Source organism: Actinomyces sp. 594 (genome assembly GCF_019325145.1).
Taxonomy (GTDB): Bacteria; Actinomycetota; Actinomycetes; order Actinomycetales; family Actinomycetaceae; genus Actinomyces.
This window is the reverse complement of record NZ_PIZC01000068.1, coordinates 1,065-14,916: the sequence shown is the minus strand read 5'-3', so window position 1 is coordinate 14,916 and position 13,852 is coordinate 1,065. Positions and strand designations below refer to the sequence as shown.

Here is a 13,852-nt window from a genome sequence, read left to right as displayed (position 1 = left end):
AAGGGCGGAATCGCAACTTGTTTCCGTTGCGATTCCGCCCTTCCGTGGTAGCGGGGGCAGGATTCGAACCTGCGACCTCCGGGTTATGAGCCCGGCGAGCTACCGAACTGCTCCACCCCGCGTCGTGGTCATTACTCTAGTCCGCCGCCCGCGGGGACGGCAAACCCGGGCGACGTGCCCTTGCTCACCACGACGCATGCGCCACTCACGCTGTTCAGGCCCGGCGGCTCATCCCTGGGAGTCGAGTTGCTGCTGGGCAGCCACCGCCCGGTTCAGGGCGTCAGTCAGGCGGTCCTGGGCCTCGCCGTAGGCGGACCAGTCTCCGTCCTGCATCGCCTTGCCCGCGTCCTCCATAGCCGTCTGCGCGTCGGAAAGCGCGGTCTCCAGATCGGCAGCCGGGTCGCCGGACCCCGTGGTCGCCCCCGGGGTAGCAGCTGCGCTCGGCTGCGGCGTGGCCTCCGGCGTAGCGTCTGTCGTGGCCGGTGGTGTGGCCTCGACAGTGGGCACGGCCTGATCGGTGCCCTCCTCAGCCTCCGCCGAGGTGTCGTTAGCCGCCGCGGCGTCGCCGTCGACGGCCTCCTCCCCCGTAGTAGCGCCCGAGTCGCCGCCGAACACCTGGTCCAGGGCCTCCGAGAGCGTGTCAGCGAAGCCGACCTTGTCACCGAAGGAGACCAGCACCTCCCGCAGCAGCGGGTACTGCGTCCCGGAGGATGCCTGCACGTAGACGGGCTGCACGTACAGCAATCCGCCGCCCACTGGCAGAGTCAGCAGGTTGCCGCGGATCACCTCAGAGCCCTGCTGCGAGAGCAGGTTCAGCACCTGAGAGACGGTGGCGTTGGAGTTGAAGTTGTTCTGCACCTGACCGGGACCAGACACATTCGACGAGCGTGGCAGCTCCAGCAGCCTCAACTTGCCGTAATCGGGGTTGCGGCCGCCGTTCTCGCCGCCGGCCGTCTCCGAGTCGACGGCGAGGAAACCTGTGAGCACGTTGCGATCGGTGTTACCACCAATGATGTAGACGCTGGACAGGGAGAACGTCGCCTCATCCTGGTCCGGCATCTTCAACGTCAGGTAGTAGGGGGCCTGTGCCTCGTCACCCGACTTGGTCGGGTCATCGGGCACCTTCCAGAAGTCACCGCCGGAGTAGAAGTCCTCGGGGTCGGTGACGTGGTAGTTGGCCAGCACGGTGCGCTGAACCTTGAACAGGTCCTCCGGGTAGCGCATGTGCGCCATCAGGTCTGCACTCATCTCGCTCATCGGGGTGACCGACCCCGGGAAGACCGCCTTCCAAGCGGCCAGGATCGGGTCGTCCTCATCCCACTCGTACAGGGTCACGGAGCCGTCATAGGCGTCTACTACGGCCTTGACCGAGTTGCGCACGTAGTTGGACTCCTCCGGTGCACCCAGGAGCGCGGAGCCGGAGGTCGCGTCACTCATGGTGTCCTCCAGCGACTCGTGCTGGGAATAGGGGTAGTTGTTGGTGGTGGTGTAGCCGTCAAGGATCCAAACGACCCGCTTGGGAGTGGAGTCGTCACCATCATCGTCCACCACCGCCGGGTAGGGGCTGCCGTCCAGGGTCAGCCACGGCGCCACCTGCGCCACTCGGTCCGCGGGGTTGCGGTTGTACAGGATCTGCGATCCGCTGCGGACCTCCTGGGAGAACAGGATGTTCATCTCCTGGAACCTCACCGCGTACAGCAGCCGGTTCCACGGGTTGGACACGTCCGGCCCGCCGTCCCCGGAGAAGGTGGTGTTCACCTGCCCGGAGGGTGCGGAGTCATCGGGGTAGTCGAGCTCGCGCGGGCTGCCGCCGTCGTCACCGCCCACAATGGAGTACGACGGCGAGGCCTGGCCGAAGTAGATGCGCGGCTCGTACTCCCCCAGGTCACCGACCGAGGGGATGCCGCCCTCCCAGAATGAGGGGTAGCCGCCGGAGGCGACGGTGTTTCCGTAGGCCGTCACCACGCCGTAGCCGTGCGTGTACACGGTGTGCTCGTTGATCCAGGTGCGCTGCCCTGCATCAAGGCCGTCGAAGTTGAGCTCGCGCACGGCGATAACCGTGTCCCGGCTCGCACCGTCGATGTTGTACCGGTCTACGTTCAGCGAGGAGGCGAAGGAGTAGTACTGCTTGTTCTGCTGCAGCTGGCGGAAGGTCGGGGAGACCAGGTTCGGGTCCAGCAGGCGGATCGACGTCGTGGACTCGGCATCCTCCAGCAGCTGCCCCGCCTCCGCCGTCGTCTTGGCGTCGTAGTCGGTGATCTCAACATCGTCCAGGCCGTATGCGGTCAGCGTGGCCTTGATGTTGCGATCAATATAAGGCGCCTCCTCCCGCTGGGCGTTGGGATTGACCACGAAGTTCTGAATCACCGCCGGGTAGGCGGTGCCGATTAGCAGTGCAGACACAATCATCACCGCAACACCGGTGATGGGCAGCCGCCAGGAGCTCGACCGTATGGAGAACAGGAACAGTGCCGCCACCACCACGCTGATTGCAGCCAGGATCGCACTGGCGGGCAGGGAGGCATTGACATCGGTGTAGCCGGCGCCGTCGAACCTGCTGTTCGATGCATACAGGGAGGCGTACCGCCCCAGCCAGTAGGAGCCCCCTCGCAGCAGGGCGAACAGGGCCAGGAAGACCGTCAGGTGTACCCGGGCCGCCCGGGTGAAGTGCGGTTCGCGCGCCACGGAGATCCCGCCGTACAGGTAGTGGACGACGACACTGCATATGCCCGCGAACACGACCACGCGCGTGAGGTAGGACACCAGCAGCTCCAGCACCGGCAGCACAAACACGTAGAAAGAGACGTCCAGCCCGAACTGCGGGTCCGTCGTCCCGAAGGACTGCGCATTAGCCGCCAGCAGCACCTCCCGCCAACGCGGCGCCACATCCCAGGCGGAACTGACCAGGGCCAGCCCCGCCGGCACAATCCAAGTCAGCTGCCGCTGGATGGGCTCGACCGCGGAACGATATGCCGCGAGGTTGCGCGTCGCCTCGTCCTGGGGCATGCCGATCTCGCGGGCGCGGTAGGCCAGCCGGATCGCCACGAATACTGCGGCGAACATGATCAGGAAACCGATCAGGAACATGCCTCCCGCCGCAATCCACTGAGTCCAGATGACGCGGGAGAAGCCCAGCTGGTCGAACCACAGCACCTCCGTCCAGGTGCGCGACAAGAAGGCGATGATGGTGGCCAGCAGGGCCAGGATGCCGATGGTCAGGGCCAGCGGGCCCGGTCGCCCACGAGCGTCCCCACCGCTGCGCTGGGTCGGCGGGTGGTTGGAGCCGGCCCCGCCACCGGGTCGCCGTTGCCGCCGCGCCGCGTATGCTCCCCCGCCCGCGCGCGAGGAGGCGCCCAGGCCGAAAAGCGCAGACGGGTCGAATGCCGATGCGGCGAAGGGACCGGAGTCCTCCGGCTCGTCATCCTGCGCGTCTACCTCATCCGCGCTCGCGCCTGCTCGCCCACCGTCACCGGGCTCGTCCTGTGCATGCCCAGGTCTGGCGTCTGCGTCGTCCGCCTGGAAGAAACCGCCGCGCACGCGGTCGTCTCGGCTCTCCGTCTCGGAGGAGTCTTGGGCAGCGGACTCGTCGTCGGGCTTGTCGATTGGATCGTCGTCGGGCCTGGTGCTCACGCTCACGCTCCGTGTCGTTCCGTGTCATTGTGCGTGCGCGCTTGGCGCACAGCGGCCAGCGCCGGCGGCGCCACCAGCCCAATCGTCGCACACGTCACGTCAGGCCCACAAAATATAAGTCAATTCATAGGCAGCGCTGCGCCCGGAGCAAGCTGGCACGGCAGCCTGCCTCAAGGCCACGCGCACCTGTTCCGGCCCACGTACCCCACGCCCCGGGAAGCGCCGCCCGACCCCAGTACCTGCGCCACTACTGGCATGATGGCACCATGATCGAGGATACGAGCCAGGATCCCACCGGGAGCCCGAGCGCGAAACCCGTCAACCGCCCCACCGCCCCCCGGCAGGCGGCCCTCAGGCGCGTGGTCGTCCAGCTGGAGGAGCATGCCGCCAGCAGTGGCTGGGACGCTCCCGTGGGTGTCTTCGCACTGGTGCGCACCGCCGCGGCCCTGCAGGAGGACCCCGTGCTGGAACGGATGCTCGACGCCGCCGCGCTCGCGGAGGCGCGCACGGATCCGGAGGCACTCACCGCCATTGAGCAGGGCGACCTGCCACCGGTAGACAGCCTGGAGGAGCTGCTGGCAGGGATCGTCTGGCCCGAGGAGGTCGACGGCACCGCCATATCCACGGAACGGATGCTGCTTCCCGACGAGGCGGAGCGGGAAGCAGCCGCGATCAGGGATCCGCAGAAGCGCTCCGCCTACCTGGCGTCCCGGCCGGACCGGGACGACGTGCGGATCGTCGTGGGCGTGCTCCGCTCCGGGGAGTCCTGGTGTGCCCTGCGCACCCGCTCCCATGACTCGGCGGACGCGGTAGTGGTCGGCGAGAACCTCGTACCTGGCCTGGTGGAGGCACTGCGGAACACTCTGCAATAGCCGCCCTCCGCCGCCTCCGGTCGGCACGGGTCAGCACCGACTAGAGCTGATTAGCACCGGCTAGCACAGCATCGGCGATTCCCGGCGCTCGCCCTAGACTCCCCCGACGGCGTCACTGCTCAGACTCGTCCTCCGGGGCGGCTCCCGGCTCATCCGCCTCGCGCGCGGCCCCGCCGCCCGCGTCGGCGTCCTTGGCGCCAGCGGCGTAACCGAGCGTACCGTCCAGCAGGGAGGCCAGGTCCGCATCCATCTCCGCATCCATGTCCTGGGCGGCACGCCGCATGGTCAGGAAGTCGTCCGGGTTGGCCAGCTCGGCAGCGGTAGGCACGACGTCGGGATGACGCCAGAACGCATCGCGCTCGGCGTCCCCCAGTTCCGCGCCCAGCCTCTCCCACAGCCGTGCGGCCTCATGTACGCGGCGGGGCCGGAACTCCATCCCGATCAGGCGGGCGAATACCTGCTCCGCCGGCCCGCCCTGAATACGGCGGCGCCGGACCATCTCGCGCAGTGCAACGGCAAGTGGCAAATGCGGCGCCAGCGCACGCGCAGAGACGACCTCCACCCAGCCCTCAACCAGGGCCAGCAGGGTCTCTAGGTGCTCCAGGGCCTCCTTCTGGGCGCCCGTCTCCTGGGGGGCGAACATGCCCGACTCGAGCGCACGCCGAATCGCCTCCGGATCGTTCGGGTCCACCTGGGCAACTGCCTGCTCAACGGCGTCGACGTCGATCACGATGCCGCGAGCGTACGCCTCCACAGCGGCCAGCAGCTGACTGCGCAGCCAGGGAACGTGGGCGTACAGGCGGGCAGCGGCCGCCTCCCGCACCGCCAGGAAGAGCCTGACCTGATCCGCATCGGCCTCCAGCTCGGCGGCAAAGGCCGTAACGTTCGCAGGCACTAGGGCCGTCCCCGGCTCGCGGGTCAGCGGCAGACCGACATCGGTGGCGGCAACCGCCTGGCGGCCCAACTCGCCGATGGCCTGCCCGAGCTGCAAGCCGAAGGCGGTTCCGGCCATGGAACGCATGACGTTACCCAGCGCCCCCATCTGGGCGCTCGCGGCCTCGGAGTCCGCCAGCCTGGTGATCTGGTGCTGCAGCGCATCGCCCAGCGCCCCGGTGGCCGCATCGGCCACGGGTGCGCATACATCCTTCCAGACCGGCAGGGTGCGCTCGACCCACTGGGAACGCGACCAGGCCTCGCGCGGCCCGGGCGCCGGCATGAAGTCGGTGGCGGCGTCGAGCCAGAGGTCGGCAACGGCCAAGGCCTTGCTGGTCTGTTCAGCATCTGCGGCGGTAATGACCGGGTCGCCATCACCACGAGCGGTACGCAACGCCAGGTCCTGCCCCATCGACCAGTTGACGGTACCGCTGGCGGCGCCCGCAAACAGCCCCTGCATCTGTGCCTGAAGGCCACTCAGCTGTGCCGGGGTCAGGCGCGACAGGTCTCCCATGCCACTAATCCGGGCGAGCTGCTCCGGGTCAACACCGGAGGCCCGCAGGGCACCCACCGCGTCCGCGGCCATCTGGGGGCCGAACATCGCGGCAAGCAGCTGCTCGATCTCGTCGAAGGGGTCCGCGCTCATGGGTTCCTCTCGGTGGGTCTCAGTGGGTCCGGCGTGTATGCGGCGCTGGCCGGGACGCCCGCGGCGACCGCACAGTGAAAACACCCGGATCATTGCATCCATTCCTGAGTGCGAGCCATGCGACCCGCCCTCGTTCCCCGCATGCGCCTCCCACGCGCTGCGTGCCAGGTCCCCAGCCGACCTCAGGCGGGTGGCAGCCCGCTCCCAGGATCACCCGTCATGATGTTCCCCGTGACGCTACGCCCTTCCGACGCCCCCGGAACCGAGCCGCACGCCGGCGACCCCGAGGACCACGCCCCGACCACCGTGGATACCTCAGCCGATTCTCCCGAACCGGGCCAATCGGCTGTGCCCGCGGCCGCGACGAGTTCCGCGGCAGGCACCGACCCTGACGTGGAGGATGCCACCGCGGCCGCAGGCTGTGCCTCACCGCAGGCCCCTCACGCCCGCCTCCGCGGGCGCCACCGCTCCCGGCTGCTGATCGGTCTGGCGCTGGCGGCCGCATTGGTCATCGCAGGCGCGACTGTGCCGGTCAATAAGGTCATCCAGGCGCCTGGCCCCACCTGGAACGTGCTGGCAGGCCCGTCCGACGGCGCTGAGGAGGACCTGCTGACTGTCACCGGCACCCAGACCTACGAGACAACCGGCGCCCTGCGCATGACCACAGTGTCAGTATCGGGTTGCCCGGGCTACCCCGTGACGTTCTTCATGCTCGTGGACGCCTGGCTCAGTAGTGACAAGACGGTCCTGGACCGGGAGCAGGTGTGCCCGAAGACCCTGACCGCTGAACAGGTTGAAGAGGTCAACCAGGCGCAAATGACCAGTTCCCAGGATGCGGCCGTGGTAGCCGCTCTGATGGAGACAGGGCACGCCCCGCGCATGGTCCTCACAATCGAGGGTACGGCAGAGGAACAGGCTGGCAGCGACCTTCAGGCCGGTGACGTGCTGAAGTCCATTACCACCGCCGGCACCCGGACCACCATTGACTCCTACCCGCAGCTGCGTGATCTGCTGACCACGATTGACCCGGGAACGCCAGTGACGCTGCAAGTGGAGCGAGACGGGGCCGACGTCGATGTCACGCTGAGCACCATCACGCCCCAGGACGCCGATGGGGATGGCCGGCCGGACTCAGAGGGGTCCTTGCTGGGCTTGAGCCTGTCCGCCCGGGCGGACTCCGACGTCGACGCCTCCTTCGGCCTGTCGGACGTGGGTGGTCCGAGCGCCGGCACCATCTTCGCCCTGGGGATCATCGATGAGATCACGCCCGGAGACCTCACCGGCGGCAAGGACATTGCGGGCACAGGCACTATCTCCATAGATGGGACAGTCGGTGCGATCGGCGGTATCAGGCAGAAGATGGCGGGGGCGCGCAAGGACGGCTCCGACTACTTCCTGGCCCCGGCCGCCAACTGCCAGGAAGTGGTTGGCAATGTCCCCAATGGCCTGGAGGTCTACGCCGTGGGCACCTTGCACGAGGCCGTGAGCACGGTACAGGCGATCGCAGCCGATGACACGGACGGACTGATGACCTGCGAAGCCGTGCTCGCCGCCGACTGACCGGCTAGAACCGCGGCGGAGGCCGCCGCGACGACGGTTTTCCACAGGGCGCAGACTGACTCTGGCGGAGCACCCACGCCGGTGCCATGCTGTGTGCGGCGTTCCCGTCCGGGACGCGTGCAGCAACACTCAGGAGCAGATATGCGCTTCCGTGGCCAGTCCCCCGTCCTGTGGCGTGCCCCCGGTGAGAGCCAGATCGGCGCGGAGCAGGGGCATGCGACGATCCTCTCGGGGCTGACCAGCGGCGAGCAGCAGCTACTGGACCGGCTCCCCGCAGAAATCCAACCCGGCGGCGTGTACCGGGCCGCCCGTTGGAGTCGGGTCCCCCTGGAAAGAGCGCGAGAGATCATTGGCGACCTGAAAGAGGTCGGCGTCATCGACACCTCCCCCGAGCCTCCTGACAACGCGGACGCGGTCTACTGGAATCGGCTGACCGCGGACCCCTCCGAGCGCGCAGCGCGGCTGCGCGCCGGCGCCGTCGCCATCCGTGGCGGCGGAGAGCTGGCCCGTGACGTCATCTGCCTACTGGTGGAGGCCGGGGTAGTCACGATCCTGCCCGACGACTGCACGCTGGAGGAATGGGCTCAGAGCCTGTCCCCGCAGGTTCGCACCCGGGCGCCGCTGGACCGGAGCCCGGACGTGGTCCTGACCCTGGACGGTCATGTCATCGACCCGGTGTGCGCGCGTGACCTGGCGCGGGCCGGGGTCACGCAGCTGCCGGTGGTGGTGCGGGAGGTCAGTGTGCGGGTGGGGCCCCTAGTGACCGAGGACTCCCCGGTATGCACTACCTGCCTGGACCTGTGGGAACGCGACGCCGATCCCAGCTGGCCCTCCCTGGCCACCCAGTTACGCCTGCTGCCGGCACCGGTGATGGAGCGCCTGCTGCTGCATCAGGCTGCGGCATTGGCGGCGCGTGCGGTGGTGGATGTCATCACCGGTCGCGGAGACTTGTGGGAGGGCCGTAGCGTCGAGCTGACCGCAGCCGAGCCCGTGGGCACGGAACGCCGCTGGCACCCGCATCCCGAGTGCCTGTGCCAGCGGGTGACGGACGGTGAGGCGCACGCTGATGCAGCGGCGCCCGGTACCACTGGAACGGCGGGCGGCACGCATACGCTGCTATGGGTCACTGACTCTCTAGGGTGAATTCACGCACCACCCGCAGCACATCGGGCCCGTATTCCTTGAGCTTGACTGCGCCCACCCCACGGATAAGCGATAGCTGCGGTAGCACGCTCGGCTTTACGACGGCGATCGAGCGCAGGGTGGCATCGGCGAACACGGTGTACGCCGGCTTCGATCCCGCCTTGGCGACCTGGGAGCGCCAGGCGCGCAGCTGCTCGAACAGTGCCACGGTGGACGGGTCATTCTCGGCCTCGAAGTCGGCGGCCGCCTGCTTGGCGCGAGCGCGCGCGCCTGACCCTGCGCCGGAGCGGCGGCCCGCGGGGGAGCCGGCGTCGGTGGGCCAGATGCCGTCTAGGAAGCGGGAGGGCTTGCGCGCGGCGCGACCGCCGGGGTTGCGAGCGCGCGCGTAGGAGATCACCAGGTGCTCGCGGGCGCGGGTGACACCCACGTACAGCAGGCGCCGCTCCTCCTCAATCGCGGCGGGTCCTTCGGCCAGGGAGATCGGCAGCAGCCCCTCGCATGCGCCGATGAGCAGTACCGCATCCCATTCCAGTCCCTTGGCGGCGTGCAGGGAGGACAGGGTGACGCCCTCGACAGTGGGCGCGTTCTGGGCGTCCGCGCGGGCCGCGAGCTCAGCTACCAGACCGTCCAGATCCGCGCCGCGCCGCTCGCCGAGCTGGTCGGCCAGTTCCACGATCGCATTCAGGGAGTCCCAGCGCTCCCGCATGGCGCCGCGGGCGGCGGGCGGCTGCTCGCTCCAGCCCTCCCGGGACAGCACCATGCGGGCGTCCGCGCCCGGATCCCCGGTGAGAGCGGCGCGCTCGGTGCGGGCCGCGGCCCGCAGCAGCACCATGGCGCGTTTGACCTCCTCCCGCTCGAAGAAGCGCTCCCCGCCGCGCACCAGGTACCCGATGCCGGCGTCGGCCAGTGCCTGCTCAACCACCTCGGACTGGGAGTTGGTGCGGTACAGGACGGCGATCTCGGACAGGGGCACACCGGCGGTCTGCAGCCTCTGCACCTGGGCGACTACTCCGGCGGCCTCGGCGACGTCGTCGTCGTACGCCTCGAAGCGCACCGCGGGGCCGGAGGGCCGCTGCGCCTGCAACTGCACCGCCCCGGGAGGCAGGGACAGGGCCCCGGCGCTGCGCCGCGAGCGCGACAGCACCCGGTTGGCCAGGGACACCACCTGCGGGGTGGAGCGGTAGTCGCGGGTCAGCCGCACTGTGCGGGCGCCGTCGTAGCGGGACGCGAAGCCGGTGAGGAAGTCGGGGGTGGCGCCGGTAAAGGAGTAGATGGTCTGGGAGACGTCGCCGACCACGCACAGCTGGCGGCGCCGCCCGAGCCACAGGTCGAGCAGCCGCTGCTGGAGCGGGGAGACGTCCTGGTACTCGTCGACCACGAAGTGCTTGTACTGGCCGCGAATCTGGGCAGCGATGTCCTCCCGGTCCTTGAGGATGCCGACCATCAGCAGCAGCACGTCCTCAAAGTCGATCACGCCCCGCTCCGCCTTGACCTCCTCGTAAACGGCCAATAGCTGGGCGACGGTGGTCGGCTCGAGATTCCCCACCCCGACGCGCCCCTGGGCGGCGGCCGCCTGGGCGTAGTCCTCCGGCAGGGTCATGGTGACCTTGGCCCACTCGACCTCGGCCGCCAGGTCGCGGATCAGGGCGCGGTCCGTGCTCAGGCCCAGGCGGTGGGCGGCGGTGCCCACCAGGCGGCCCTTGTAGCGCTCAATCTCATGGCGGCGCCCGCCGATGGCGGTGGGCCAGAAGTAGGTCAGCTGGCGCAGCGCGGCGGAGTGGAAGGTGCGGGCCTGGGCGCCATGCACCCCCAAGTCCGTAAGCCGTGAGCGCATCTCCCCGGCGGCGCGGGCGGTGAAGGTCACAGCCAGGACCTGGGTGGGCTGATAGGCGCCCACCGCCACGCCATGGGCGATCCGGTAGGTGATCGCCCGGGTCTTGCCGGTGCCGGCGCCTGCCAGCACGCACAGGGCTCCTTCCAGATGCTCGGCGACTTGGCGCTGATCGGGGTCGAGGGCGTCGAGCAGCTGGGCGGGGCTGGGCAGAGCGGCGGGCGCGCCCGCGGGGCGCGGGGCGTCGGACGCCTGGGCATGGTCGTTCATCGCGGCCCAGCCTGCCACGCCCGGCTGACATGATTAGCCGGCGGGGCTCTAGCTGGTCCGGGGTAAGCCCGGCTCCGGCCCGCGCGCATGGCCATGGATGCCCCAGTTAACCCGCTGCCTCGCCGCGGCCCAGTCCCCTGGGGTCAGCCGATGGGGGCGCCGTACCAGTCCTCTATCAGCATCCTGGCGATTGAGGTCGGCCCGGGCAGGATGACGGTGCCGGCGGCTACGGCGTCTGCGAGCTCGGTGCGGCTGAGCACGATCGCATCGGTCACTTCTGCGCCATCGGGGCGCGCCAGGTGCTCGCCGGGTGCCAGCCGCGCCCGGTAGCCGAGCATGAGGGAGCGCGGAAAGGGCCAGGGCTGGCTGGCGACGAACTCCACGCTGGCCACTTTCAGCCCGGTCTCCTCGGCTACCTCGCGGACAACGGCGGCCTCGGCGGGCTCACCAGCCTCCACGAAGCCGGCGACTGTGGAGTAGCGGTGTTGCTCCCAGGTGGCACCGTGGACCAGCACGATGCGGTCGGCGTCGTCGGTGACGGCCATGATGACGGCGGGGTCGGTGCGGGGAAAGCTGAGGGCCTCGCAGCTGGTGCAGCGCCGTGCCCAGCCGGCCTGGACGATCTGGGTGCGGCCGCCGCACAGGGGGCAGAAGCCGGAGCGGGCGTGCCAGGCGGCCAGGGCAGTGGCGGGGGTCGCCAGCCCGGCGTCGTGGGCATCCAGTTCGGCGCCGACGGCCCGTAGTGCTGATAGCGGGAAGCGCTCCATTGCCCGCATTAGGGAGGGGTGGGGGCGGCTGGCGCCCTCGGCGTCGGTGGGGGTGGCGACGTCGTCGGTGGGAACGACGACGGCGATCCAGGCGGCCCCAGCGGCATCGCCGGTGCCGCTGCCGCGTTCACGCCCCAGGTACAAGCGGGTCAGGCCGGTGGCGTCTACGTCGGCGGCGGTCAGGGGCGCGAGCCGGGGACGGACAGCGCTGGGGGCGTCGGCTGCGTGGCCGGGCCGCCAGACGGCGTCGTCGCGGTCGTGCGGCACGGCGGGGGCGAGGCCGTCGTCGGGCAGGTCCGCGGCGGTGGCCGGGGCATCCAGGGCGACGCGTCCGCGGGCGTCCACCAGCAGCAGGCGAGTGGCTGGGTCTGCGGCAAGCCGGTCGAGCAGGCCAGGCTCGCCGCGGCGCTCGGCGTCACGGTCGGTCGTGGCGCGTGACAGGGAGCGGGCAGTGGTCCCTGTGGTTCCGGGAGCGAGACGGTCGGGGGCTGGCTGCGGGGCGGAGGTCATGTGGCCAGCCTATCCGCGGCCGGTTTAGGCGGCGGATACGCTGCCCGCATGAGTTCCGGGAGTACCGCCGCGCGCGTCTACCTTGACCATGCCGCCACCACGCCCGTGCGGGCGGAGGTGGCCGAGCAGGTCGCCCACGACCTGGCCGGTGATCTGGGCGGGTGGGCTAATCCGGCGGCGCAGCACGCTTCGGGGCGCCGGGCCGGGGCGCTGTTGGCGCAGGCACGTTCCCGGCTGGCTGGGGCACTGGGGGTGGACCCGCATGAGGTGGTCTTCACCGGGAGCGGCACCGAGGCGGACGCACTGGCCGTGGTTGGCCGGGTGCTGGCGGCCCGGGCCGCTGGAGTGGATCGTCCGCGCCTAGTCACCTCCCCGGTTGAGCATCCGGCGGTGCTGGAAAGTGCGCGCACCGCCGCAGCACAGCTGGGCGGCGAGCATGTGCAGCTGCCCGTGGACGGGGCGGGCCGGGTGCAGGCCGGGGCGATTGGCGAGGTACTGGCGTGCGGGGCCGCCCTGGTGAGCGTGATGGCTGCGAACAACGAGACCGGTGCAGTGCAGGACCTGGCCGGGATCGTGGCGGCGGTGCGCGCGGCTACCGGCACTGACCGGCCGGACGCGCCGGGTTACGTGCCTGTGCACAGCGATGCGGTGGCGGCGGTGGGCCGGGTGCAACTGGACTTTCACGGCTGGGGGCTGGATGCGCTGTCGTTGAGCGGGCACAAGCTCGGGGCGCCGGTCGGCGTCGGCGCCCTGATTGCGCGGCGGGACTTCTCCCTGGTGGCGCCGACCGGGGGCGGACGCCAGGAGCGGGGACTGCGCTCGGGCACGCAGGACGTGGTCGGGGCGCGGGCACTGGCGCTGGCCGTGGAGCTGACCGTGGCCGAGCGGGCGGCGGAGACGGCACGGTTGGAGCCGCTGCGCGCGCGCCTGCTGGCGGGGGCGACGGCGCTGGCGGGTGTGCACGCGACCCTGCCCGATGACGCGGCGCACCTGCCCGGCACGGCGCACCTGTGGGTGGAGGACGCCGACGCCGAGGCGCTGCTGATGGCGCTGGATATGGCGGGTATCGACGTTTCAGCCGGGTCGGCCTGTCATGCGGGGGTCGCGCAGCCGAGCCACGTCATGCTGGCGATGGGTTACGAGGAAGGGGCGGCGCGGGCGACGCTGCGCTGCTCCATGGGCCGGGAGACGGGCGCCGAGGACGTTGAGCGCCTGCTGGCGGTCCTGCCCGACGCCGTACACACGGCCCGCCGGGCCCGACGGCGCGGCGCACGGCGCTCATAGCCGACACCTCCCGCCCCGATCCAGTGCCGAGTTCGGTAGACGTTACGTGCCGAGATCGGTTGGTGTGACGTGGGTCGGCTGGGCGGGCCCGGAGGAGTCGCTGCGATGAGCCGTCCCGGGCGAGGGCCAGGGCTCCAAGCACCCAGCCACCGAAGACCCCACCCTGTGAAGGGTTTTCCACAGGCGCGATGGAGCCAGTAGCGCCGCGGCTGTTGGTCACGCTACGGTTGCGTGCGTTAACGCCAAGCCGAAGCCCCAGCAAGTCCCGCCCGGGTCCTCATCGAGGAGGCCACCCCCAACATGCCCACACACCCAAGCAAGCCACACGCCAGCACCCGCCACCACCAGGCCCGCGCCGCTGCCGCACACCCCCATGCGCCGAAACCTGCGCGCCGAGCGGATCACG

The 13,852-nt window shown here is 70.2% G+C and carries 8 protein-coding genes and 1 tRNA gene; 4 read left to right on the top strand and 5 right to left on the bottom strand.

Going from position 1 to position 13,852, the window contains the following annotated elements:
- Positions 1-45 precede the first annotated feature (45 nt).
- Positions 46-122, bottom strand: a tRNA-Met gene (locus tag GZ998_RS12530).
- Positions 123-228: 106 nt separating this feature from the next.
- Positions 229-3,630 carry a UPF0182 family protein gene (locus GZ998_RS12525; RefSeq protein WP_219110082.1) on the bottom strand — a complete coding sequence of 1,134 codons (3,402 nt, stop codon included), beginning with the start codon at positions 3,628-3,630 and terminating at the stop codon, positions 229-231.
- Positions 3,631-3,896: 266 nt separating this feature from the next.
- On the opposite strand from GZ998_RS12525, the gene GZ998_RS12520 reads away from it, so the two are divergent.
- The gene (locus GZ998_RS12520) at positions 3,897-4,502 is read left to right on the top strand and encodes a PPA1309 family protein (RefSeq protein WP_219110080.1); all 606 of its coding nucleotides are present in this window, start codon (positions 3,897-3,899) and stop codon (positions 4,500-4,502) included.
- A 112-nt stretch (positions 4,503-4,614) separates the two neighbouring features.
- Here GZ998_RS12520 and GZ998_RS12515 read toward each other — a convergent pair whose 3' ends face one another.
- Positions 4,615-6,081: a zinc-dependent metalloprotease gene (locus GZ998_RS12515; protein ID WP_219110078.1), complete on the bottom strand. Its 1,467-nt coding sequence runs from the start codon at positions 6,079-6,081 to the stop codon at positions 4,615-4,617.
- A gap of 306 nt (positions 6,082-6,387) precedes the next feature.
- Between GZ998_RS12515 and GZ998_RS12510 the strand changes: the two genes are divergently transcribed.
- The gene (locus GZ998_RS12510) at positions 6,388-7,641 is read left to right on the top strand and encodes a PDZ domain-containing protein (protein WP_374939212.1); all 1,254 of its coding nucleotides are present in this window, start codon (positions 6,388-6,390) and stop codon (positions 7,639-7,641) included.
- 141 nt (positions 7,642-7,782) lie between these two features.
- A complete protein-coding gene (locus tag GZ998_RS12505) occupies positions 7,783-8,784 on the top strand; it encodes a thiamine biosynthesis protein ThiF (RefSeq protein WP_238994438.1) in 1,002 nt (333 codons plus the stop codon).
- Here the strand turns inward: GZ998_RS12505 and GZ998_RS12500 are convergent.
- Both GZ998_RS12500 and nudC read right to left on the bottom strand, forming a co-directional pair.
- Complete coding sequence (locus tag GZ998_RS12500; protein WP_219110076.1) at positions 8,765-10,885, bottom strand: ATP-dependent DNA helicase UvrD2; 2,121 nt, start codon at positions 10,883-10,885, stop codon at positions 8,765-8,767. The two genes, GZ998_RS12505 and GZ998_RS12500, sit on opposite strands and share 20 nt — an antisense overlap.
- A gap of 143 nt (positions 10,886-11,028) precedes the next feature.
- Positions 11,029-12,162 carry an NAD(+) diphosphatase gene (gene nudC, locus GZ998_RS12495; protein ID WP_219110074.1) on the bottom strand — a complete coding sequence of 378 codons (1,134 nt, stop codon included), beginning with the start codon at positions 12,160-12,162 and terminating at the stop codon, positions 11,029-11,031.
- Between the two features lie 48 nt (positions 12,163-12,210).
- Here nudC and GZ998_RS12490 point away from each other — a divergent pair, with 48 nt between their 5' ends.
- The gene (locus GZ998_RS12490; RefSeq protein WP_162679983.1) at positions 12,211-13,446 is read left to right on the top strand and encodes a cysteine desulfurase family protein; all 1,236 of its coding nucleotides are present in this window, start codon (positions 12,211-12,213) and stop codon (positions 13,444-13,446) included.
- Positions 13,447-13,852 lie beyond the last annotated feature (406 nt).